The 23,486-nt window shown below is 45.4% G+C and carries 18 protein-coding genes; 7 read left to right on the top strand and 11 right to left on the bottom strand.

Annotated features, from left to right (window positions below):
• Nucleotides 1-32 precede the first annotated feature (32 nt).
• The 4 genes from rpoC (at nucleotide 33) to ACYIA1_RS11995 (ending at nucleotide 6,929) form a co-directional block, all read left to right on the top strand.
• Nucleotides 33-4,328 (top strand): DNA-directed RNA polymerase subunit beta', encoded by a 4,296-nt coding sequence (gene rpoC, locus ACYIA1_RS12010; protein WP_005867246.1) that lies wholly within the window; start codon nucleotides 33-35, stop codon nucleotides 4,326-4,328.
• Nucleotides 4,329-4,488: 160 nt separating this feature from the next.
• Nucleotides 4,489-5,352, top strand: a complete 864-nt coding sequence (locus tag ACYIA1_RS12005) for an endonuclease/exonuclease/phosphatase family protein (RefSeq protein ID WP_480335379.1) — start codon at nucleotides 4,489-4,491, stop codon at nucleotides 5,350-5,352.
• A gap of 15 nt (nucleotides 5,353-5,367) precedes the next feature.
• Nucleotides 5,368-6,252 carry an AraC family transcriptional regulator gene (locus ACYIA1_RS12000; protein ID WP_005854224.1) on the top strand — a complete coding sequence of 295 codons (885 nt, stop codon included), beginning with the start codon at nucleotides 5,368-5,370 and terminating at the stop codon, nucleotides 6,250-6,252.
• Nucleotides 6,253-6,614: 362 nt separating this feature from the next.
• Entirely contained in the window at nucleotides 6,615-6,929 is a 315-nt protein-coding gene (locus ACYIA1_RS11995) for a DUF3467 domain-containing protein (protein ID WP_005854225.1), read from the top strand.
• A gap of 199 nt (nucleotides 6,930-7,128) precedes the next feature.
• Here the strand turns inward: ACYIA1_RS11995 and ACYIA1_RS11990 are convergent, their stop codons facing one another.
• The 8 genes from ACYIA1_RS11990 to ACYIA1_RS11955 all read right to left on the bottom strand — a co-directional run bounded on the left by ACYIA1_RS11990 (nucleotide 7,129) and on the right by ACYIA1_RS11955 (nucleotide 15,441).
• Entirely contained in the window at nucleotides 7,129-8,091 is a 963-nt protein-coding gene (locus tag ACYIA1_RS11990; RefSeq protein ID WP_005867250.1) for an N-acetylornithine carbamoyltransferase, read from the bottom strand.
• Nucleotides 8,092-8,170: 79 nt separating this feature from the next.
• Nucleotides 8,171-9,646: a sensor histidine kinase gene (locus ACYIA1_RS11985; RefSeq protein WP_005854227.1), complete on the bottom strand. Its 1,476-nt coding sequence runs from the start codon at nucleotides 9,644-9,646 to the stop codon at nucleotides 8,171-8,173.
• 50 nt (nucleotides 9,647-9,696) lie between these two features.
• Entirely contained in the window at nucleotides 9,697-10,944 is a 1,248-nt protein-coding gene (locus tag ACYIA1_RS11980; protein WP_005867252.1) for a glutamate-5-semialdehyde dehydrogenase, read from the bottom strand.
• Nucleotides 10,945-10,949: 5 nt separating this feature from the next.
• Complete coding sequence (proB, locus tag ACYIA1_RS11975; RefSeq protein ID WP_005854230.1) at nucleotides 10,950-12,023, bottom strand: glutamate 5-kinase; 1,074 nt, start codon at nucleotides 12,021-12,023, stop codon at nucleotides 10,950-10,952.
• 15 nt (nucleotides 12,024-12,038) lie between these two features.
• A complete protein-coding gene (locus tag ACYIA1_RS11970; RefSeq protein WP_480335375.1) occupies nucleotides 12,039-13,694 on the bottom strand; it encodes an AMP-binding protein in 1,656 nt (551 codons plus the stop codon).
• Between the two features lie 12 nt (nucleotides 13,695-13,706).
• On the bottom strand, nucleotides 13,707-14,261 hold the full coding sequence (locus tag ACYIA1_RS11965; RefSeq protein ID WP_005854235.1) for a helix-turn-helix domain-containing protein: 555 nt from the start codon (nucleotides 14,259-14,261) through the stop codon (nucleotides 13,707-13,709).
• Nucleotides 14,262-14,444: 183 nt separating this feature from the next.
• Entirely contained in the window at nucleotides 14,445-15,098 is a 654-nt protein-coding gene (locus ACYIA1_RS11960; RefSeq protein ID WP_005854236.1) for a DUF1349 domain-containing protein, read from the bottom strand.
• Nucleotides 15,099-15,252: 154 nt separating this feature from the next.
• Entirely contained in the window at nucleotides 15,253-15,441 is a 189-nt protein-coding gene (locus tag ACYIA1_RS11955; RefSeq protein WP_005854237.1) for a ferredoxin, read from the bottom strand.
• A gap of 216 nt (nucleotides 15,442-15,657) precedes the next feature.
• Here ACYIA1_RS11955 and pruA point away from each other — a divergent pair, with 216 nt between their 5' ends.
• Nucleotides 15,658-17,289 (top strand): L-glutamate gamma-semialdehyde dehydrogenase, encoded by a 1,632-nt coding sequence (gene pruA / locus ACYIA1_RS11950; protein ID WP_005854238.1) that lies wholly within the window; start codon nucleotides 15,658-15,660, stop codon nucleotides 17,287-17,289.
• Between the two features lie 90 nt (nucleotides 17,290-17,379).
• Nucleotides 17,380-18,567, top strand: coding sequence for a proline dehydrogenase family protein (locus ACYIA1_RS11945; RefSeq protein ID WP_036618525.1), 1,188 nt, complete (start codon nucleotides 17,380-17,382; stop codon nucleotides 18,565-18,567).
• Between the two features lie 62 nt (nucleotides 18,568-18,629).
• Here ACYIA1_RS11945 and proC read toward each other — a convergent pair whose 3' ends face one another.
• A complete protein-coding gene (gene proC, locus ACYIA1_RS11940) occupies nucleotides 18,630-19,433 on the bottom strand; it encodes a pyrroline-5-carboxylate reductase (RefSeq protein ID WP_005867255.1) in 804 nt (267 codons plus the stop codon).
• Nucleotides 19,434-19,587: 154 nt separating this feature from the next.
• On the opposite strand from proC, the gene ACYIA1_RS11935 reads away from it, so the two are divergent.
• Entirely contained in the window at nucleotides 19,588-20,805 is a 1,218-nt protein-coding gene (locus tag ACYIA1_RS11935) for a C1 family peptidase (RefSeq protein WP_121961757.1), read from the top strand.
• Nucleotides 20,806-20,910: 105 nt separating this feature from the next.
• Here the strand turns inward: ACYIA1_RS11935 and ACYIA1_RS11930 are convergent, their stop codons facing one another.
• Nucleotides 20,911-21,519, bottom strand: coding sequence for a hypothetical protein (locus ACYIA1_RS11930; protein ID WP_057328206.1), 609 nt, complete (start codon nucleotides 21,517-21,519; stop codon nucleotides 20,911-20,913).
• A 100-nt stretch (nucleotides 21,520-21,619) separates the two neighbouring features.
• Nucleotides 21,620-23,479, bottom strand: coding sequence for a mechanosensitive ion channel family protein (locus ACYIA1_RS11925; protein ID WP_087342521.1), 1,860 nt, complete (start codon nucleotides 23,477-23,479; stop codon nucleotides 21,620-21,622).
• Nucleotides 23,480-23,486 lie beyond the last annotated feature (7 nt).

Below are 23,486 nucleotides of genomic sequence, written 5' to 3'. Positions count from 1 at the left end.
TATCTATTGATAACTCTTTATAAATAAATAATATGGCCTTTAGAAAAGAAAACAAGATAAAGAGTAACTTTTCAAAAATAACCATCGGTCTGGCATCCCCTGAGGAGATCCTAGAGAACTCCAGCGGTGAGGTTTTGAAACCGGAAACAATTAACTATCGTACGTATAAGCCTGAGCGTGACGGTTTGTTCTGTGAGCGTATCTTTGGTCCGATCAAGGACTATGAGTGCCATTGCGGTAAGTACAAGCGTATCCGTTACAAAGGTATTGTCTGCGATCGTTGTGGAGTGGAAGTTACGGAAAAGAAAGTTCGTCGTGAACGTATGGGACACATTCATTTGGTGGTTCCTGTTGCCCATATTTGGTATTTCCGTTCTTTGCCTAATAAAATCGGTTACTTGCTAGGTCTTCCTACCAAGAAACTGGATTCCATCATCTATTACGAACGCTACGTCGTGATCCAGCCGGGTTGCGTAGACACGGTCGGTGAGTTAGACCTATTATCTGAGGAGGAATATCTGGATATTTTGGATAGCCTTCCAAGAGAAAATCAATTGCTAGAGGATACGGATCCGAATAAGTTCATCGCTAAGATCGGCGCTGAGGCTGTTTATGATCTGTTGGCTCGCTTGGACTTGGATTCTCTTTCTTATGAGTTGCGTCACCGTGCGAACACGGACACATCTCAACAGAGAAAGAACGAGGCCTTGAAACGCCTTCAGGTGGTTGAGTCTTTTCGTGCGTCCAGAGGTCGTAACAAACCGGAATGGATGATCATGAAGGTGATCCCGGTGATCCCTCCTGAACTGCGTCCGTTGGTTCCGTTGGACGGTGGCCGTTTCGCTACTTCTGACTTGAATGATTTATATCGTCGTGTTATTATCCGTAATAACCGTTTGAAACGATTGATCGATATTAAGGCTCCGGAAGTGATCTTACGTAATGAGAAACGTATGCTTCAGGAGGCCGTGGACTCTTTGTTTGACAACTCTCGTAAATCGAGCGCTGTTAAGACAGACGCCAATCGTCCGTTGAAGTCCTTGTCCGACAGTTTGAAAGGTAAACAAGGTCGTTTCCGTCAGAACTTGTTGGGTAAGCGTGTTGACTACTCCGCTCGTTCGGTTATTGTCGTAGGTCCGGAATTAAAGATGCACGAGTGCGGTTTGCCGAAGAATATGGCTGCCGAGCTTTATAAGCCTTTCGTTATCCGTAAATTGATCGAACGCGGTATCGTGAAGACGGTGAAATCTGCCAAGAAGATCGTTGACCGTAAGGAACCGGTTGTTTGGGATATTTTGGAGTACGTAATGAAAGGTCACCCGGTATTATTGAACCGTGCCCCGACATTGCACCGTTTGGGTATCCAAGCGTTCCAGCCGAAATTGATCGAGGGTAAGGCTATCCAGTTGCACCCGTTGGCATGTACGGCATTCAACGCCGACTTCGACGGTGACCAGATGGCTGTTCACTTGCCGTTAGGTAATGAGGCTGTTTTGGAAGCTCAAATGTTGATGTTGGCTTCACACAATATCTTGAACCCTGCGAATGGTGCTCCTATTACCGTACCTTCTCAGGATATGGTGCTTGGTTTGTATTATATTACCAAGTTGCGCAAGGGTACACAAGGCGAAGGTTTGACTTTCTATGGTCCGGAAGAGGCTACGATCGCTTACAATGAGAAGAAGTTGGATATCCATGCTCCGATCCATGTTTACGTGGAGGATTTGGATGCGAACGGTAACTTGGTGAAGACGATGGTAGAGACTTCTGTAGGTCGTTTGATGGTAAATGAGTTTGTTCCGAAAGAGATTGGTTATGTAAACGAGGTGTTGGGTAAGAAGTCTCTTCGCGACATCATCGGTCGGGTAATCAAGGCTTGTGGCGTAGCTCGTACCGCTCAGTTCTTGGATGATATCAAGAACTTGGGTTACTATATGGCATTTAAGGGTGGTCTGTCTTTCAACTTGGCCGATGTGCTTATTCCTGCTGAAAAAGATGCGTTGGTTCAGAAGGGATATGAGGAGGTTGAGCAGATCATGGCTAACTATAATATGGGTTTCATTACCAACAACGAGCGTTATAACCAGATCATTGATACTTGGACACACGTTAATAGTAACTTGTCTAATATCTTGATTAAGCAATTAACGGCGGATAACGATGGATTCAACTCAATCTACATGATGATGGATTCCGGTGCCCGTGGTTCTAAGGAGCAGATTCGTCAGTTGTCCGGTATGCGTGGTTTGATGGCGAAACCGCAGAAGAGTGGTGCAGAAGGTGGTCAGATTATCGAGAACCCGATCCTTTCTAACTTTAAGGAAGGTTTGTCCGTGTTGGAGTACTTTATCTCTACTCACGGTGCTCGTAAAGGTTTGGCTGATACCGCTTTGAAGACTGCCGACGCCGGTTACTTGACTCGTCGTTTGGTTGACGTCTCTCACGACGTGATCGTAAACGAGGAAGACTGTGGTACATTGCGTGGCTTGGTTTGTACGGAATTGAAGAATAACGAGGAGGTGATCGCTTCCTTGTATGAGAGAATCTTAGGTCGTGTATCTGTTCACGATGTGATCCATCCGATTACGGGCGAGGTTATCGTTCGTTCCGGTGAGGAAATCCGTGAGGATGCCGCTAAGGCAATCCAAGACTCTCCGATCGAGAGCGTCGAGATTCGTTCCGTATTGACTTGTGAGTCTAAGAAGGGTGTCTGCGCTAAGTGCTATGGACGTAACTTGGCTACGAACCGCATGGTTCAGAAGGGTGAGGTTGTCGGTGTAATCGCCGCGCAGTCTATCGGTGAGCCGGGTACACAGTTGACGTTGCGTACATTCCACGTCGGTGGTATCGCATCCAACATCGCAACAGAGAATAGTATTACATCTAAATATGATGGTATTTTAGAGATCGACGAGCTTCGTGCTGTTGAGGCGGTAGACGAGGTGAGCGGAAAGAAACATTTGGTAGTAGTAAGCCGTTTGGCTGAAATGCGCATTGTTGATCCGAACACGAAGATCGTGTTGTTGACTCATAATATACCTTATGGTTCTAAGTTGTTCTTCAACAACGGTGACTCAATTAAGAAGGGTGACGTGATCATCGAGTGGGACCCGTTCAATGCCGTAATCGTATCAGAGGTTTCCGGTAAGATCGAGTTCGAGAGTTTGGTAGAGAACGTAACTTACAAGGTTGAGAGTGATGAGACTACCGGTTTGAAGGAGAAGATCATCATCGAGTCTAAGGATAAGACGAAGGCTCCGGCCGCTCATATCGTGGATGAGAATGGTAATTACTTGAAGAACTACTCTTTGCCGTTGGGCGCTCACGTCGTGAAAGACAATGGTGATGTAGTGAAAGCTGGTGAGGTTTTGGTTAAGATCCCTCGTGCCGTAGGTAAGGCCGGTGATATCACCGGTGGTCTTCCTCGTGTAACCGAGTTGTTCGAGGCTCGTAACCCGTCTAACCCTGCTGTCGTATCTGAGATCGACGGAGAGGTAGGATTCGGTAAGATCAAACGTGGTAACCGTGAGATCACTGTAACGTCTAAGTTGGGTGAGGTTAAGAAATATATGGTTCCTCTGTCTAAACAATTATTGGTTCAGGAGAACGACTATATCCGTGCGGGTATGCCGCTATCAGACGGTGCTACCACTCCTTCGGATATCTTGGCGATCAAAGGTCCGACGGCTGTACAGGAATATATCGTGAATGAGGTTCAGGATGTATACCGTCTACAGGGTGTGAAGATCAACGATAAGCACTTCGAGGTTATCGTTCGTCAGATGATGCGTAAGGTAGAGGTGGTTGATCCGGGAGATACTCGCTTCTTGGAGCAGCAGATTGTTGATAAGTTGGAGGTAATGGACGAGAACGATCGTATCTGGGGCAAGAAAGTTGTTACCGATCCGGGAGATTCTCAGACATTGCAGGCCGGACAGATCGTGACTGCGCGTAAGTTGAGAGATGAGAATAGTATGTTGAAACGCCGTGACCTTAAGTTGGTCGAGGTACGTGACGCTATTCCGGCTACAGCCAACCAGATTCTTCAAGGTATCACACGTGCCGCTTTGCAGACGAACAGCTTTATGTCCGCCGCATCTTTCCAAGAGACGACGAAAGTATTGAACGAGGCTGCTATCAACGGAAAGGTAGACCGTTTGGAAGGTTTGAAAGAGAACGTTATCTGTGGTCACTTGATTCCTGCCGGTACCGGTCAGCGTGAGTTTGATAAGCTGATCGTAGGCGCAAAGGATGAGTTCGATCGTATCTTCGCTAATCGCAAGAACGTGGTTGATTTCAATGCCATGGACAAAGATGATGAAGAATAGGAACGTTTAATAAACTATAAAGAAAGGCCGGCAGAGCAATCTGTCGGCCTTTTTTGTTCTTCCTTATTTGCTTAATAAATGGATAAACTTTATTTTTGCGAGGTAACAAAGACCATAGATAAATACTGAGACATATAAGAAACATATAATAATCAATATCATGAAGAGAATTTTACTTTGTTTAATGGTGGCTTTATTTGCCACTGGCTGCTTATTCGCTAAAAACAACGATGAGAAAATGAATGTAATGTCTTATAACATCCGTTACGATAATTCGGGTGATAAGGATAATCAATGGAAATTCAGAAGAGATTTCGCTGCTGATTTAGTGAAATTCCATGAGGCGGATGTGTTCGGTGCGCAAGAGGTCTTGAATAATCAGCTGAATGATTTGCTTGATCGTTTACCGGAATACGCTTATGTGGGTGTTGGTCGTGAGGATGGCAAGACGAAAGGGGAGTACGCTCCGATTTTCTATCGTAAGGATCGTTTCTCCGTTGAGAAAAGCGGTAATTTCTGGTTAGCCGAAGATATAAATGCCGTTGGTAAGAAAGGTTGGGACGCCGCATGCGAGCGTGTAGCTACTTGGGCGATCTTGAAAGATAAGAATACGGGAAAGAAATTCTTCTTCTTGAATACGCACTTGGATCATATGGGGAAAGTGGCTCGTCATGAAGGAGCTTCTTTGGTGCTGGAGCAAGCGAAGAAATTATCCGAGAATTTGCCTATAATCGTGACTGGCGATTTCAATGCCGTGCCTTCTGATGAGCCGATACAAGTATTGACTAATCCGAGTGATCTTCGTCATTTGACTCATTCCCGCACGATCGCAGGGTTTACTTACGGCCCGAAATGGACATTCCATGATTTTGGAAAGATCCCTTACGACAAGCGTGAATGGATCGATTATATCTTCGTGAAAGGGAATATCAAGGTATTGCGTCATGGTGTATTGACTGAAACGTTGAATAATCTGTTCCCATCCGACCATTGCCCGGTAATCAGTACGTTGATACTCGAATAAAAAAGCTTTGTGTGTATGGGGAAAGTAGACGTATTGAAGGAAACTACCCCGCTTTCATCAGAAGATTGCTTCTTGGTCATGCAACGCCCGAAATCGGGGTTTAATTTTCCGTTACATGTACACATGGAGTTTGAGTTGAACTATCTGGAGAATGCCGCTGGTGCTATCCGGATAGTTGGCGATTCGGTCGAGGAAATCGATGATCTGGATTTGGTGTTGATCGCGGGAGGAACGAAGCATGCTTACTCGAACCATAAGTGTCCGTGTAATGGGATCTTTGAGATAACGATACAATTTCATAAATCGTTATTTGATAGCTTAATCAATAGACGGCATTTCAAGACCATGAAGGATATGTTTGATAACGCTTCCAGTGGTCTTGTTTTCAGCCGGGAAATGATACTTGGCATTCAAGATAAATTAAGAATGTTGTCGAACGATAACAAGCCGGATTCTTTCAAGAACCTGTTGCGTTTGGTCGAGATTCTTAAGATTCTATCTTTGGATAAAGCAGCCCGTCGGTTGAATGCCGTGAACACGGTAAAGAACTATAATAATAACGATACCGATCGTTTAGATAGTATCATGTTATATTTACACGAAAATTATCAAAAACGTATCACCTTGTCGGAAGTGGCTAAGTTAACAAATATGAGCGATGCCTCATTGATGCGTTTCTTGAAGAAGTGGACGGGAAAGACATTTATCGATAACTTGAACGAGATCCGGGTAGCCGAGGCGGTATGCCGTTTGACCGATACAAGTGACAGTATTTCTGAAATATGTTACAGGTGCGGTTTTAATAATCTATCGAATTTCAACCGGGTATTCAAACGGCGTAGGGGGAGTACCCCTACAGAGTACAGGGAGAAATATTCCCGTTCGAGGTTTATAATTTAAAACATGATTTAAAGCATGTTTACATTGATTTGTGTCAAGTGTTGATGATATAGTATTATTTATTGCACATATAGTATTTGGTGGTCTTTGCTAAAGCCCTTACTTTTGTAAAGTTCAAGTGAAAGAGATTAGCACTTAGACAAAACAAACCTTAACTAAAACGCCAAAACCAATTATATCAAACACAAAAGGTATTTTTACATTGGTCTAAAGAATTGAGAATTAAAAACACAACTAGAAAACGACTGCCTGAGAAGGTAGTCGTTTTTGCATTTATAGTCTTCAACCCCTTTGTAACCCGGAATAAATATGTATATTTGTCTTCGCAATTTTTAATCACCATAAATTTAAAAGAAGAAAGTATGGAAAACAACAAACCTGCCAATAACGAGATTCAGATCGAGTTATCTGAAGAGATGGCACAAGGAACTTACGCCAATTTGGCTATTATATCTCATTCAAGCTCTGAATTTATCCTAGATTTCATCCGGGTGGTTCCGGGAGCTCCTAAGGCACAAGTAAAAAGCCGCGTAATTTTAACTCCGGATAACGCTCAACGTTTGTTATTCGCTTTGCAAGACAATATCAAGAAATTTGGGGAGCAACTTCAAGCAGGAAATAATAATAACAAAACAGCTAATTTTGAGGACTTCGCAGGTCCGACAGGAGAGGCTTAATAGATTTGTTTTCAGCCATAGAAAGAGTACTTTTCTACAAGAGTAGGGGAGTACTCTTTTATTGTTGGGATGGCTCGTTTACATTGAAAAACCTTGATGCCTATTCTTAGATGCTTACAATGGGCATTCTAAGGTGTTAAGAATGCCCGTTATAAACACCTAAGAATGCCCATCGTAAAGAATACCCTATCTCTCTATCCTAAAGATTAGATAATCCCATCAATATTTTCTTCAATACGGTTTGTGCGGAGATCTCACGGTTTGCCGCCTCGGGGATTACGATACTTTGCGGGCTCTCTATCACATCATCGGTAACGATCATATTGCGGCGAACCGGCAAGCAATGCATGAAATAAGCGTTATTCGTAAGCGCCATTTTCTCTGCGTCTACGGTCCAGCTACGATCTGTGCTGATTACTTGTCCGTAATTCGGATCTTTATAAGCGGACCAGTTCTTTGCGTAAATGAAATCCGCTCCTTCAAAAGCCTTCTTCTGATCGTATTCCACTTTAGCGTTGCCTACGAATCTAGGATCAAGCTCATAACCTTCCGGATGAGTGATAACAAACTCATAATCTGTAGCGTTCATCCATTCAGCAAAGCTGTTTGGAACGGCTTGCGGCAATGATTTCGGATGAGGAGCCCAAGTCATGACTACCTTCGGACGAGCTGTTTTCTTATATTCCTCTATCGTGATCAAGTCGGCGAAACTTTGCAACGGATGGCGTGTCGCCGCTTCCATGCTAAATACCGGCCGGCCGGAATGCTCGATGAACTGACTCAATATCTTTTCGTTATAATCATCTTCTTTATTCTCAAAGCGTGCGAAAGAACGAACCCCGATCACATCGCAGTAACAGCCCATTACAGGAACAGCTTCCAGCAGATGCTCCGGTTTATCACCATCCATGATAACACCTCGCTCTGTTTCCAGCTTCCATGCACCTTGGTTAACGTCCAAAACGATCGTGTTCATACCTAAGTTCATGGCAGCCTTTTGGGTGCTTAAGCGGGTACGTAGGCTTGAGTTGAAAAATATCATCAACAACGTCTTGTTTTTTCCCAGTTCACTAAACTGGAAACGATCTTTCTTGATCTCGAAAGCTTCATTAAGCGCTTGTTTCAAGTCACCTAAATCCTGTACGCAAGTGAAATGTCTCATATCTGTTACAATAATATTTTGTTAAAGGCAAAGATAATGACTACTTGTCAATTATCCTTTAGAAAGACCAAGGAATTGTTTAAGAGATCGTATCCGGAGGTGTTATGGGTAGTTTGAAACTGAAGGTAGAACCTTTCCCTTCCTCCGAGTTCACCCAAATGGTACCTCCCATGGCGGTGACCAGACCTTTACAGATTGAAAGTCCCAATCCGGTACCCGGTTCAAATTCGTTCAATTGCAGGAATCGCTCGAAGATGTGCCCTAGTTTGTCCTTCGGGATGCCGTTGCCTGTATCGGACACGTAAAATTGCACGCTGACCGGATACAACGATTGGTATCCGAAATGAATTTCTCCTTTCTCCGTATATCGGAGGGCGTTAGAAAGTAGTTTTTTCAAGATAAGCATAAGCTTATGTTTATCCGTGTGAAGAGATACGTTTGGAGAATCATCCAAAATTAACCGTACGTTTTCGGATATGCGGGGAGAGGCGTATTCGTATACATCGTGCATGATAGCGAGCGGATTTACATCCTCATATGACCAATTGATCGTATTGGACTCGATTCTGGACATCTCGAGTGTGTCATTGATTAATTCGAGCAAAGCCGTGTTATTTTCTTTAATCATGGAAATATACTGTTCACGCATTTCCGGATCATCTTCCAGTCCTAACATATCGGAGAAGCCGACGATGGCATTTAGCGGAGTCCGGATCTCGTGCGTCATATTTGCCAGAAACGTAGATTTCAATAGGGAAAGATCCTTGGATTTCTGATGATCCGCGATAGCTAGCTCGTCGTTTTCCTTTTCGATAATGCTACCTATAATGACATGTGGGGTGCCGCTTTCATCAATATCCATGCTTTTACCCGATATTTCATACATCTTATAAGTCCCGTCTTGATTCCTCAGGTGGAAGGTGACGTTGTGAGACGATAATTTCTCGTCCCGGATTTTATTGAACAGATAGAAGAAATCCAAACTATCCTCTGGCTTACGTACGGATGATAAAGCCCTGCATATAAACCTGTTTTTATCTAATAGAGTATTGGTCGTGCCGTAGAATTGAAAACAGCGGTTACAATGCTTTTTGTCGCAAGTGGAGAAACGGTCGAAGCTGAATGAGTAAGCGGCTAATTTACCGTCTTCCAACGCTTGCCGCATCAATATCCGGCTCTCGTTCAATTGTCCCATCAATAGTTTATTTTCCCTGTCAGTTTCTTTTTCTCCCTGCTGCGTAAGCCAAAGCGTATACCCGCTAAGCCCCTGTTCATCGGTATAGATGGGTTCTACTTTAAACGTGACGGGCTCTTCGCATATAATTGCGTCACCTTTTCTTAAAGATGACTTCAAGGAATCGGTTAGTACGATGTTATTAAATAGATGTTCTATAATAAAGTCATGCTTATCTGCCAAGGAAAAATGAGCGAACATCGCCTTATTCAAGTCTATCAGATTTCCTTCCGTATCATAGATAGCCCCTCCTAAAGGACAGGAATAGAATGTATTTGAAACTAAAGTATTGAAAATATTTGAATCTATTACTGTTGACATTATTCGTTTAGATTTAAGTGTTGTTCTAGAAGAAAGAGACAGGCGAGTTCCTATATTCTCGTCTGCCCGTCTCCTTCTATGATGTATTTATAAGTCGTTAATTCAGGAAGCGCCATCGGTCCCCGGGCATGTAGCTTTTGGGTACTGATTCCGATCTCCGCCCCGAATCCGAATTGGGCCCCATCAGTAAAGGCGGTAGATACATTTGCGTATACGCAAGCGGCATCTACCAATTGCTGGAAGCGCCGGATAGTTTCCGGATCTTCGCTGATTATGCTTTCGCTATGTTTTGAACTGTACCGGGCGATATGTGATAGAGCCTCGTCTAAAGAGGATACGGTACGGATACTCATTTTGTAATCGAGGAACTCGGTACCGAAACTGTTTTCGTTAGCCTGTTGTAAAAGCGTCTCCGGATAATGTTCGGATAGAGCGGCATAAGCCGGTTCGTCCGCATAAATGATTACGTTGCTGTCCGGAAGCTTTCCACAGATATACGGAAGATCAGATAGACGTTCTCGGTGGATGATTAAGCAATCCAAGGCATTACATACGCTGACCCTCCGTGTCTTTGCGTTATTTACGATCTCACGTCCCTTGCCTTTATCTCCGGAGCGATCAAAATAGGTATGACAGATACCAGCGCCAGTCTCGATCACCGGAACTTTCGCGTGTTCCCGGACGAAGTGAATCAAGGAACTGCTTCCACGAGGAATGATTAAGTCAACCAAGCCGACCGCTCCCAGTAATTCCGCCGTAGCCTCTCGATCCGGAGGTAGTAAAGTGCATACCGCCGGATTTATACCCTGACGCTCTAATACAGAATGGATGATGCGTACCAAGGCTCGGTTAGAGAAGTCCGCATCCGATCCACCCTTTAGCACGCAAACATTACCGCTTCGGAAACATAAGGAAAAAACATCGAAGGTAACATTCGGACGAGCCTCATAGATCACACCGATCACCCCGAAAGGCACGGTTACTTTTCGGATAACCATTCCGTTCGGGCGGGTAGTCTCGCTCAAGACCTTATTTAATGGAGAAGGTAATGTCGATACATTCTCCATATCGGCGGCGATACCTTGTAGCCTTTCCTCTGTCAATTTCAGCCGGTCGTATTTCGGGTTCGCTGGGTCCATACGTTCCAGATCTTGGCGATTCGCGGCGAGTACCTCCTCCGTATGAGTCCGTAGAACCTGCGCTGTCTCCTTTAAGATCCCGATAATCGTTTGATCCGATAGCGTTATCAATTGTTTAGCCGCATCCGATGCCTGTCGCAGCATATCTTTTACATTCATACTTTTTAATCCAAATATAGATAATCATAATGTATAAGCGGTTTTAAATCCCGTTGCCCTATTTGCTTACGTGCTTCCTCGCTGTCATAGGCGGTACAGCCTACGCCGATTTGCACGCCTTCCTCATTCATTATCTTTACGATATCATCTTTTTCGAAATCACCCTCGATGCGGGTTACTCCAACCAATAATACGCTAGTCGCTTTCGGGGCGGTCAATGCCTCCTCGGCTCCTTTATTGATATGTATTTCCCCTTTGGCGAAACCCTCGGAGTGGGCGATCCATTTCTTTACGCTGCTGACGGGTTTCGAGGCCGGAATGAAACGGGTGCAGACCGTGTCGCTATCCACCGCCAATAACATCGGAAGGATATTATCCTTTTTGCCGTTGGCGATGATAACCGCAATACCTTCGTCTGCCACTTTTTGGGCGATATGACATTTCGTCAACATACCTCCCCGTCCAAAGGATGATTTGCTAGTCTGTACATATTCCGACAAATCTGTTTTCCCACATTCGATTTCCCGGATCACGGAACTATCCGGGTCCGACGGATTTCCATTGTAAATCCCGTCTATATTACTAAGAATCACCAAGGCATCCATTCCCATCATCGTAGCGATCAAGCCGGATAACTCATCATTATCCGTGAACATCAGCTCGGTTACGGATATCGTATCATTCTCATTCACGATGGGGATCACCTTGTTTTCAAGCATTACCTCCATGCAATGCTTCTGGTTTAGGTAATGCGTACGACTCCCGAAATTCTCTTTTGTAGTAAGCACTTGCCCGCAAGTCATGCCATGCTCCCGGAATAACTCGTAATACCGGTTGATCAACTTGGCCTGTCCTACCGCCGAATACAGTTGCCGGGCTGATACGGGATCCAGCTTTTTGCCGGCCTTTATCTCGCTTCGTCCGGAAGCCACGGCACCGGAGGAGATCAAGACGATCTCCATACCTTGCCGATGCAAGTCCGCTACTTGGTCAACCAACGCGGACATGCGGGTGATATCTAGCGTCCCATCCTTGCGGGTCAGGACATTACTTCCTATTTTTACAGCGATCCTTTTCAAGAAAGTTATGATTTATTATTTATTATCTTTATCCCGGATCTCTACCCGTCGGATCTTTCCGCTGATTGTTTTCGGCAGTTCGTCCACGAATTCGACAACACGGGGATATTTGTAAGGAGCGGTGACACGTTTCACGTGATTTTGCAATTCTTTGATCAAGGCATCACCCGCTTTATCCTTATAGTCCTTCGCCAATACGATCGTGGCCTTTACTACCTGTCCGCGGATCTCGTCGGGGACACCGGTGATAGCACATTCCACTACCGCCGGGTGAGTCATCAAGGCACTTTCCACCTCGAACGGCCCGATACGGTAGCCGGAACTCTTGATCACGTCGTCCGCGCGGCCAACGAACCATAAGTAACCATCCTCGTCACGCCAAGCCACGTCTCCCGTGTAATACAGGCCATCGTGCCAAGCTTCCCGGGTACGTTCCGCGTCCCGGTAATATTCCTTGAATAACCCGATAGGCTTGCCATTTGTTGTGTGTATCACGATCTGTCCTTGCTCGCCATCCTCCGCACGGCTTCCGTCCGGACGCAATAAATCGACATCGTACTGCGGGTTGGGAACACCCATAGAGCCCGGTTTCGGCTCCATCCACGGGAAAGTGGCGACTGTCAGCGTAGTCTCTGTCTGGCCGAAGCCTTCCATCAATTTAATGCCGGTCAACTTATAGAACGTGTCGAACACGGCGGGGTTCAAGGCCTCGCCGGCGATCGTGCAATATTGAAGGGATGATAAATCGTATTTAGTCATATCCTCACGAATTAAGAAACGGAAGATCGTAGGAGGAGCGCAAAGCGAGGTGATCCGGTAATCCTGTATCATCTGCAACATATCAGCAGGCGTGAATTTCTCGTGGTCGTAAACAAATACGGTCGCTCCGGCGATCCATTGCCCATATAGCTTACCCCAAACCGCCTTGCCCCAGCCCGTATCCGCGATCGTCAGGTGAAGGCTGTCTTTATGCAAGTTGTGCCAGAAACTACCGGTCACGATATGCCCCAGTGGATACGTAAAGTCGTGGGCCACCATTTTTGGGTTTCCAGTCGTACCGGAGGTGAAATACATCAAAGAGATATCGTCATTGCTATTTGGGTGAGACGGGCGGGCGAAAGGAGCGGCGTTTTGGATACCCTGTTGGAAATCCTCGAAACCTTCCGGTATTTCCGGCCCTACGGATACGACACTTTTTACGGTCGGTGAGTCCGGCAAAGCCTCTATGATATGTTTCGTTATCACTTCCTCTCCGGCGCAAACGATCATCTTGATATCGGCGGCATTCGCACGATAAACGATATCTTTCTTGGTCAGTAAGTGTGTAGCCGGTATCACGACAGCCCCTAATTTATGCAATGCGATGATAGAGAACCAGAACTCATAACGGCGTTTGAGTATCAGCATCACCATATCGCCATGTCCGATCCCCAAGGATTGGAAATAAGAAGCCGTCTGGTCCGTATACCGTTTCAAGTCGGCAAACGTAAAATCAATATGCTCTCCATGATCGTTTGTCCAACATAACGCTTTCTTATCCGGTTCTTCCTCTGCCCAAGCGTCTACCACATCATATCCGAAGTTGAAGTTCTCCGGAACCTTGATCTTGAAGTTTTTAATAAAATCCTCTTGCGACTCAAACGTCGTTTTATCTATAAATCTTTCTAACATGCTGTTGATCGTTTATAAAATGACGGCCAAGAAACTGACCTTTTCCCCATCCAGCGCTTTCATACCGTGAGGAAGCTCTGAGTTAAAATAAATACTATCACCTTCTTCTAAGATAAGATCTTTATTGTTGATCTGTAGTAACAGACGTCCTTTTAATACCATATTGTATTCTTGCCCCGGATGGGAATTGAGATACATCGGCTCATCCTCTGGTTTGGGATGTACGGTTACCAAGAAGGGGTCTGCTTTACGTCCGACGAAACCGGCGGCCAATGATTGGTACTTATAGGCTTTCGTACGCTCTACGGCAACACCTTTTCCATTACGAGTAATAAAGTACGTACTCATTTTAGGCTCGTCGCCAAACATCAACGTGGTTAATTCTACGCCATAAGCCTGTGAGATCTGGTGCAATACGCTAACGGAAATATCAACCGTGCCGCTTTCCAGCAGCAAATATTGCTCAGTCGTGAGGTTGCAGACCTTTGCCATTTCTTCCGGCGTAATCTCCAGTGCGTCCCGTAGTCCGGCCAGACGCTCCGCGATTTGTTGTATCTGTTCGTTCATTTTGCTGAAGTTATTGTATTATGTCGCTCCAAAGATAGGAATAAAAAGCAAAAAGAAGGTGAGAGCCCTTGTTTTCTTTTCTAATTAACAGGTATGGCTTGTTTTTAATACAAATGACGCAGATAATACGGATAAGAATAGCAAATCCGTGTCATCTGCGTCTGAAAGATAAGCATCTAATACTTATTCAGCATTTTTCTTTAGCCATTCTAACCGGCGCTGATCCGGGAGGTGTTTTACCTTGAAATGCTCGAATGTCACATTAAATCCTTTCCCGTCGGGACAAGCGGCCATAAACCCGACTTGTACGGGGATATTGTCTTGTAGCCAAGCGTTACGCATAAGGGTGTATTCCTTATCATCGAATGAGTAGAAGATCTCCACGGCGTCCAATCTCCGGACAGCTTTTATCCATACATAGGGGATCGCTTTGTCTAAGGTGATAACACTCCAGTCGGAGGTCTTATGCGTAACGACCGCACTTAGGTTGTATTTACCATCCACGAATTCTATGCCGGCTTTTATATAATTTTCATGATTGATACGAAGCATCAGGCCGGCTTGGTCAAAACGCTGCTTGTAATCGCCGGTTATCTTGACTTTCACTTCGAATTCACCCCCATAAGTCGCATAATAAAAAGGAGCGTCATCTACCGTAAACCCGTAATGGGAAATCCTCCAATAGTCGCTTTGGGGAGTGACCTGCATGGAAAGCGACTTGTCTTTAATCTCCCATTGCTCCGGCTCGTTGAACCATTGCATCTTATCCAATGATTGCGCCCCGCAAAATTGCAAAGAGGCGACAATAACAAAACTCAGTAACACTAATTTTCTCATTTTACTTCTTATTTCTTATTTCGATTCTTTCTATTCCCGTAAGAGGTTAATGTTATTAACCTTACCTCCGGCAAAGATAACGTGTTATTATAGATCGCGCAATGATTCTGTGATTTTATCTAGGAAGGAAAAGTAAGGGTTAATGTGTTTTCGTCTATTCGTATTTGATAACCTCGACCGGGCAGCTTTCGGCAGCCTCTTTAATACCCGCCTCGAAATCATCGAAATTAACTCCTTCGTTTACACGTGAACGATCTGTAACAGTGAATACTTCCGGGCAAATGCCCTCGCATGTACCGCAAGCGATGCAATCCTCCTCAATCCAAACTCTTTTAATTGCCATAATTTTATTCCTTTAAGATGATTAATATGTTAATGTAACAAACAACTTTCGCGGATTGTTTTCGGGAGAGGTCTTTTAGATCATTGTATAGACCGTGAAATGAGCTTATCTTTGGTTGATATATATTAACGTTTATACGCCACTGTTTTAAAATAAATTTGCTACGTTTACAGCAGAAAGTTTCATTGAATAACCATTTAAAAAATCTGAAGTATTATGGATAATGCTATTTTTAGATTTCCTAAACCCATTAATGAGCCGGTAAAAGCGTATGCTCCCGGATCAAGTGAAAAAGCATCCTTAAAGAAAGCGTTAGCGCAGATAAGTTCCGAGGAATGGGATATACCTCTGGTAATTGGCGGAAAAGAGATCCGTACGGGTAATACCGGTAAGGTCGTTATGCCTCATGATCATCATCATGTATTGGCTACTTATCACAAGGCGGGCGAGAAAGAAGTACAAATGGCTATCGACGCCGCCATGAAAGCGCATAAGGAATGGTCAGAACTTCCATGGGTGGAACGTGCGTCTATTATGCTTCGTGTAGCTGAGTTGTTGGCTACGAAATATCGTTATATTCTGAACGCTTCGGTCATGTTGGGACAAAGCAAGAATCCGTTCCAAGCGGAGATCGACGCTCCCTGCGAATTGATCGATTTCTTGCGTTTCAGTACCTTCTACGCTAGTCAAGTATATGCCGATCAACCCTATTCCGAGACGGGTATATTGAATCGTATGGAATACCGAGCCTTGGAAGGTTTCGTGTTCTCGCTCACGCCGTTTAACTTTACGTCGATCGCTTCCAACCTGAATATGGCTCCGGCTATGATGGGTAACGTGGCGGTATGGAAACCGTCTACTACGGCGATCCATTCGAACTATTTCTTGATGAAGGTTTTCCAAGAGGCCGGTTTGCCCGATGGCGTAGTGAATTTCATCCCGGGACAGGGTAGCGTGATCGGTAAGGTGATTACGGGTAGCCGTGATTTGGCGGGATTCCATTTTACGGGCTCTACCTCTACGTTCAATACCTTGTGGCGTCAGATCGGAGAGAACTTGGGGCATTATAAATCTTATCCAAAAATCGTAGGCGAGACAGGTGGCAAGAACTTTATCTTCGCTCATCCTTCCGCTCCGGCGTTGGATGTGGCTACCGCTATCGTACGCGGTGCGTTCGAGTATCAAGGGCAGAAGTGCTCGGCGGGTTCTCGGGCCTATATCCCGGCTTCTCTCTGGAAAGAGGTGAAAGATTATGTGGGCGATATGCTGAAAGAGATCAAGATGGGTGACGTGCAGGATTTCACGAACTTTGTCAATGCCGTGATCGATGAGGCTTCGTTCGATAACATCATGAGTTATATCGATTATGCGAAACAGTCTCCGGACGCAGAGGTTCTTTTTGGTGGTAACGGGGACAAATCGGTTGGTTATTTCGTGGAGCCAACGGTTATCCAGACCACGGACCCGATGTTCAAGAGCATGGTAGAGGAAATCTTCGGGCCGGTGATTACGATCTACGTATATGACGACGCTAAATATGAGGAGACTTTGGAACTTTGTGATCGTACTTCTCCGTACGGATTGACGGGTTCTATTTTCGCCCGTGATCGCTATGCGATTGATAAGGCATTCAATACCTTGCGCTATTCGGCCGGTAATTTCTATATCAATGATAAACCGACCGGCGCCGTGATCGCCCAGCAACCGTTCGGCGGTTCCCGTGCGTCCGGAACGAATGACAAGGCCGGTGGCCCGTTGAACTTGATTCGTTGGACGAATCCTCGTTGTATCAAGGAATGCTTGGTTCCTCCGACGAGCTACGGGTATCCGTTCTTAGGTGAGAAATAATTGTCATAATTAAGAAATACCAACTGATTGTGGGGGAGACGGGGTACGCCCCGTCTCTACGCTATGACGTTACCTTTATCTACATACAATATGTTAGACTTTAACAATACTGAGATCGCTTTCTCGTCGAAGTCGCAGGGAGAACTACAAAATGCTTACTGGCTTTTTAATACGATAAAATATCCTTGGTTGGTAAAATGCGCTAAAGTAGCCACGAGTATAGCCTTGAAAATACATTTCCCGCTGGCTTGGGCGGTGAAGCCTACCTTATATAAACAGTTCGTTGGGGGAGAAACTTTACAAGACTGTTCCGCTGCCATCAACCACTTGATGAAATACAACGTGAAATCGACGCTCGATTATTCGGCGGAGAGCGAGCAGACCCCGGAGGGCATACAGGCGACTTTCGAGGAAACCTTGCGCTCGATAGATTTTGCGAAAGGAAATACGAATCTGGCCTATGCCGTATTCAAACCATCCACGATCACGACCGATGAGTTACTGGCCAAAGCTTCCGAGAAACGGGAAGAGCTTACGATAGACGATGTCCGGCATTTCCGCGAGTTCCGCGAGCGTTTTATGGCGCTTTGCCAACGGGCTTACGATAACGACGTACGTATTTTAGTGGATGCGGAGGATTATTGTTTCCAAGATGCCATTGATGCGTTGACCGATGAGGCGATGCGTAAGTTCAACAAGAAACGTGCGATCGTATTCGCTACCTTGCAAATGTATCGTCATGACCGGATGCCTTATCTGCGTCGTATCTACGATGACGCCGTGGCGAAAGGTTATATTGCGGGCGTGAAATTCGTGCGCGGGGCTTATATGGAAGCGGAGCGTGCCCGTGCGGCGGCGTTGGATTATCCCGATCCGATTTGTAAAGATAAGCAGGCCACGGATGAGAATTATGATGCGGCGGTCCGTTTCACCATGGATCATTTAGATCGTTTTGAGATGTTTATGGGAACTCATAATGAGGAGAGTAATTATAAGTTGGCGAAATTGATGGACGAGAAGGGGATCGCCCGCGATGACTCCCGTGTTTTCTTTGCGCAGCTATTGGGAATGAGCGATAATATTTCCTTCAATTTAGCCCATGCGGGATATAACGTAACCAAATACGTACCGTACGCCTCGGTAAGGGATGTACTGCCGTATTTGATCCGGCGTGCGGAAGAGAATACTTCTGTCGCGGGGCAGACCAGCCGGGAACTCCGGATGTTGGAGATGGAAATGACTAGGCGGAAAGAACATAAACCTGCCGAGGGCAGGTAAAGTAGTTTGTCAGCATATTTCGGGGCGTATTGGTGCTGGCAAACTACTTTGTCTGCCTATTTTTATTTACTGGCCTTCAGTCCCCGGATCACGGAAGAGGTAAAACCGGAAAGTTCCATCTCATTTAGACCCTTGATCGTGATTCCGCCCGGAGTCGTTACCTTATCGATTTCCATCTCCGGGTTACTTTTGTTCTCGAGCAATAAATCAACGGCGCCTTTCACGGTATGCACCACGATCTCTTGCGCTTGTTTCGGATAGAAACCCAATTCCACGCCGCCTTCTATCGCCGCGCGGATATAACGCAAGGCGAAAGCGATGCCGCTGGAAGCCAATGCTGTTCCTGCGCCCATCAACCGTTCTTCTACCAACATGGCGTTGCCAAGCTCGTTGAAGATATGGATGATTAGATCCGTTTGCTCCTTGGAGGCGTTGCGGGCGGAGACGAAAGTCATGCTGCTCATCACCTCGATAGCCGTGTTGGGCATAATCCGGAAGATCGTGGGAGTAGCCAGACAATCGAAGTCCGTGTTCTTGGTCAAATAAGTATTTAACAGATCAAAAGTCACGCCAGCCGCTACGGATACGATCATTTGTTTCTCGAAGTCGAGCACCGACTTAATCTCATCTATAATCATTTCTACACGCCAAGGTTTAACGGCGATTATAATGATATCAGCGTTTCGTGCCGCTTCCACGTTATCATGGGTCAAGATAAAGTCCGGATCGATCTTTCTCATCTTCTCCAAGGTCTCGTCCGATTGGGCGGTACAAGTGATATCAGAGGCTTTGAACATGGTTCCTTTCGCTAAACCTCGGGCGATCGCTCCACCGATATTACCCGAACCGATAATAGATATTCTCATTTTGCAGATAATTAGTTATATATTATGTTTCCTGAGGAGGCAAACTTAGATAAAATATCTCAAATACGTACGACTTTGTAGGGTTAGCTACGGATAAAAAACTTACATTTGCGGGTGATACGGACTTAATACTAATATTAATATAAAATTTTACATGAAAAAGACTATTCTAGTTTCAAGCATGCTATTCGCTCTGACGCTGTCCGCTACGATCCAAGCGCAGGACACGGAGAAGAAAGAGAGTGAGGAGGGATTCGTGTTCACGACCGTGAAAGAGAACCCGATTACATCTGTTAAGAACCAAAATCGTGCGGGCACGTGCTGGTGCTACTCCTCATACGCTTTCTTGGAGTCTGAGTTGCTTCGTCTGGGAAAGGGTGAGTATGACTTATCCGAGATGTTTACGGTATATAACACCTATCTGGATCGTGCCGATGCTGCCGTGCGTACGCATGGGGATGTGTCGTTCTCGCAAGGTGGATCTTTCTATGACGCGCTCTATGGAATGGAAACATTCGGCTTGGTTCCGGAAGAGGAGATGCGCCCGGGCGTAATGTATTCCGATACGTTGAGTAACCATACCGAGCTTTCCGCCTTGACCGACGCTATGGTGGCCGCTATCGCCAAAGGAAAGTTACGCAAATTGCAGTCTGATGAGAATAACGCCATGTTATGGAAGCAGGCGGTCGCTGCCGTACATCAGATCTACTTGGGGGTTCCTCCTGAGAAATTCACGTATAAAGGGAAGGAATATACACCGAAATCTTTCTTCGAGTCTACAGGTTTGAAGGCTTCGGATTATGTCTCATTGACTTCTTATACGCATCATCCGTTCTATACCCAGTTCCCGCTAGAGATTCAGGATAACTGGCGTCACGGTATGTCGTATAACTTGCCGCTGGATGAGTTTATGGAGGTCTTTGATAACGCGATTAATACGGGGTATACGATCGCTTGGGGTTCCGACGTGAGCGAATCTGGTTTTACTCGTGACGGAGTGGCCGTTATGCCTGATGATGAGAAGGTACAGGAGTTGAGCGGTTCCGATATGGCTCATTGGTTGAAATTGAAACCGGAGGAAAAGAAGCTGAACACAAAACCGCAACCTCAGAAATGGTGTACGCAAGCAGAGCGCCAGTTGGCTTATGATAATTATGAGACGACCGACGACCATGGTATGCAGATCTACGGTATCGCCAAAGATCAAGAAGGTAACGAGTATTATATGGTGAAGAACTCGTGGGGAACCAACAACAAGTATAACGGTATTTGGTATGCTTCCAAAGCATTTGTCCGTTATAAGACCATGAATATCGTGGTTCATAAAGATGCCCTGCCTAAAGCGATCAAAGCCAAGTTAGGTATCAAATAATCGGTCCGCTAAGGATGGTTTAAATAAAAACTAAACCCCGATAGCTTCCGGCGATCCGGTAAGACTATCGGGGTGATCTATATATACAAAGATGTGCTGCCTATATTATTGAACAAGTTTTAGTGTGTAGTTAAGATCTGCCGCCGCTTTTTGCAACGCATCGTTCATCAAGGTCAAGTTATCCCCTTCTACTAGGAAATAAATGACGGGTTCGCCATCACTAGGAATCAACTCGTAGATTACTGCGCTAGCGTCATCGGGAGCTCCGTGCTTTACTTTTTGTTTACCGGTTGTAATGGCTTTCTGAGGAGCTTTCTTCGCCGCTCCGGTGCTTGAGGCTACTGCTTCCGGTACGGTATAAAGAGCATCCAACTCGAATACGCCTTCCTCGTCTGCGTTATCTTGTTGATAATACAAGGTTAAGTCATAATCTACATTCACGCTATCCGGAGAAGTCAGGGTTCCCTTATACTTTTTTTGGATAACCGGTCCCTTTTTAGGATCAGCCTTCAAGGAATCTCTCATATTCACGGGTTTTGCCGGTTGAGTCGCCTTAACAGAATGGATCAGTGGCAGAGACGGAGCGTCCGGAGCCGCCGACATTATGGCGAATTCTTCTTCCTCTACTTCTACGGGTACATCCTTTTGGGCTTGTTTCCCGCTACATGCGGCCAAAAATGCCATAGCCGCTACTGCGATAAAATACTTTTTCATTACCATTATTTATTTTATTAGTGACGTTTGGACATATAACATAAAATCCCCCACGATTTGTTTCGTGAGGGATCATTTTTAACTATTTACCGTGAAATATTTATTTCTTTGAAGGCTCTACCCTGTCATCCAGATAGGGAGAGGCCGGGATCGTGGAAGCGCTTCCGTCTCGTCCGGCGAAATAGTGCGGTGACATGATCTCTACGCCAGCCTCATTGAATACGTCCTGTATGTTTTGATGCAGGTCGGAATAGATATCCCCGAGTTTATCGGCGTCCTTTATATAAGCGTTGATTTGATAACAGGGATAGTAATCGCTTAGTTCGGTCTCCAATACGAAAGGCTTCGGCTCTGGCAATACCCCGGTGGTCTGGCGGGCGGCATTGATCAATAATTGATGAACTTGCCGCCAAGGTACGTCGTAGCCGATCGTAACCGTGCTGTGGATGATTAATCCGTATTGCCGTGCGGATACGCTATAATTTGTTGTATGGGAGGACATGATAAAGGAGTTCGGGATGGTCACTACCTCATTCTTAGGGGTACGTAAACGGGTGACAAACGGAGTCTTCTCGATCACGTTGCCAGTCGTCTCGTTTAGTTGGATACGGTCACCCAATTTAAAGGGCCTCATATAAGTAATGACCAGCCCTGCGATGATATTTCCGATCACCGTACTGGAACCCAACGATATGATCAAACCGACAAATACGGATATGCCTTGAAATACCCCCGAGTCCGATCCCGGCAGATAAGGATAGATCATGGCGATCATAAAGGCGTATAGCAGGAAACGGATGATATTAAACGTCGGTTGCGCCCAATCCGGGTAAAAACCTGATATTTTCAGGTTCTCGCTCTCTATCTCGTTGGCTATGTATTGGATTCCTTTTACGATGTATTTGATACAGTAATAGATCACCAAGATGATAAACAAGTTCGGAATATAGGAAGCTACCGATTTAAAGATCATCTTTACCGGCTCCAACAAGTAGGAGAATATCTTCAAGGCTAGATCTTCTGTTTGCGGGAAGATAGCGAAAAGGATCGGTACACTGATGGTTAATTGGATTAGTAACACGATCCATCGTATTACGTTGGTGAAAAACATCAATACGCGTCCTTGGCGATGTGTGTTGAGAAATTCATAATCCCGGATGGTAATAGATCTGAGTCGGTTCTGCTTTAACCAGATAATTTTCCTGCGTAGTTTCTTAAACAGATAGTTGGTCAGCTTAAACAGGAAATATTGGATGATAATTACGAGAATGAACAATAATACCCGTTTCGCTATCTGCAAGATACTATGTTGCTCCCTTAGCTCTTGTATCTTGTTTTGGATAATCGGTTGATATTGTTCTGCGAGGGCTATACGACTGAGATTTTGCCATAGGGCATCTTGATCGGTGATACTTAGGATAACCTTATCTCCGTACATGATATCCGTTACGTATTCGCTGTCATAGATATAGATGGAATCCTTCTTCAAGGAATGCGAGGTCCCGATCTTTACCATGATATTGAGGATGTCCTCAGCCCGGTCAACCGGGGTGCGGCCTCCGCGCTTGGCGTAAAGGTGAAATAAGGTATCCCCCTCTACGACTACAGGTACGCCGGGAGTCAGTGCCCGAAGGGAATCGATACGGTTTCGTTGCTCGGCCCTTTTTAGGGAGTCGGCGGTAGCGTTGCTGTTTTTCGTGCTTTCCAGCTCGTCTTTCAGTAAGATCTCGTTTAGTTTCATCTCTTGCAACTGGAGGGCTAGCTCCTGCATCTTGATGGAATCCTTCCGGTGCTGCTCATCGAGCGAAAGCGTATCGGTTGGGGTAACTGGTTCCTCCGGATCATTGCCTAATGTCGTAGACAATAGTTCTTCGGCCTTTTCCCTTAATTGGGCGTTGGATACCGTTGGCAGGAAACTGATTCCTGCCAAGATCACTAATCGCAATAAAAATTGTTTCATTGAATCG

This window comes from Parabacteroides sp. KHUB-02, from assembly GCF_056640955.1.
Note: the sequence above shows the minus strand (reverse complement) of the source record. Positions and strands in the feature narration are given on the sequence as shown.

Bases quoted from the DNA above. Each gene is read 5' to 3' on its own strand.
- rpoC (WP_005867246.1), top strand. From the start codon at position 33: ATGGCCTTTAGAAAAGAAAACAAGATAAAGAGTAACTTTTCAAAAATA.
- ACYIA1_RS12005 (WP_480335379.1), top strand. From the start codon at position 4,489: ATGAAGAGAATTTTACTTTGTTTAATGGTGGCTTTATTTGCCACTGGC.
- ACYIA1_RS12000 (WP_005854224.1), top strand. From the start codon at position 5,368: ATGGGGAAAGTAGACGTATTGAAGGAAACTACCCCGCTTTCATCAGAA.
- ACYIA1_RS11995 (WP_005854225.1), top strand. From the start codon at position 6,615: ATGGAAAACAACAAACCTGCCAATAACGAGATTCAGATCGAGTTATCT.
- ACYIA1_RS11990 (WP_005867250.1), bottom strand. From the start codon at position 8,091: ATGAGACATTTCACTTGCGTACAGGATTTAGGTGACTTGAAACAAGCG.
- ACYIA1_RS11985 (WP_005854227.1), bottom strand. From the start codon at position 9,646: ATGTCAACAGTAATAGATTCAAATATTTTCAATACTTTAGTTTCAAAT.
- ACYIA1_RS11980 (WP_005867252.1), bottom strand. From the start codon at position 10,944: ATGAATGTAAAAGATATGCTGCGACAGGCATCGGATGCGGCTAAACAA.
- ACYIA1_RS11970 (WP_480335375.1), bottom strand. From the start codon at position 13,694: ATGTTAGAAAGATTTATAGATAAAACGACGTTTGAGTCGCAAGAGGAT.
- ACYIA1_RS11965 (WP_005854235.1), bottom strand. From the start codon at position 14,261: ATGAACGAACAGATACAACAAATCGCGGAGCGTCTGGCCGGACTACGG.
- ACYIA1_RS11960 (WP_005854236.1), bottom strand. From the start codon at position 15,098: ATGAGAAAATTAGTGTTACTGAGTTTTGTTATTGTCGCCTCTTTGCAA.
- ACYIA1_RS11955 (WP_005854237.1), bottom strand. From the start codon at position 15,441: ATGGCAATTAAAAGAGTTTGGATTGAGGAGGATTGCATCGCTTGCGGT.
- pruA (WP_005854238.1), top strand. From the start codon at position 15,658: ATGGATAATGCTATTTTTAGATTTCCTAAACCCATTAATGAGCCGGTA.
- ACYIA1_RS11945 (WP_036618525.1), top strand. From the start codon at position 17,380: ATGTTAGACTTTAACAATACTGAGATCGCTTTCTCGTCGAAGTCGCAG.
- proC (WP_005867255.1), bottom strand. From the start codon at position 19,433: ATGAGAATATCTATTATCGGTTCGGGTAATATCGGTGGAGCGATCGCC.
- ACYIA1_RS11935 (WP_121961757.1), top strand. From the start codon at position 19,588: ATGAAAAAGACTATTCTAGTTTCAAGCATGCTATTCGCTCTGACGCTG.
- ACYIA1_RS11930 (WP_057328206.1), bottom strand. From the start codon at position 21,519: ATGAAAAAGTATTTTATCGCAGTAGCGGCTATGGCATTTTTGGCCGCA.
- ACYIA1_RS11925 (WP_087342521.1), bottom strand. From the start codon at position 23,479: ATGAAACAATTTTTATTGCGATTAGTGATCTTGGCAGGAATCAGTTTC.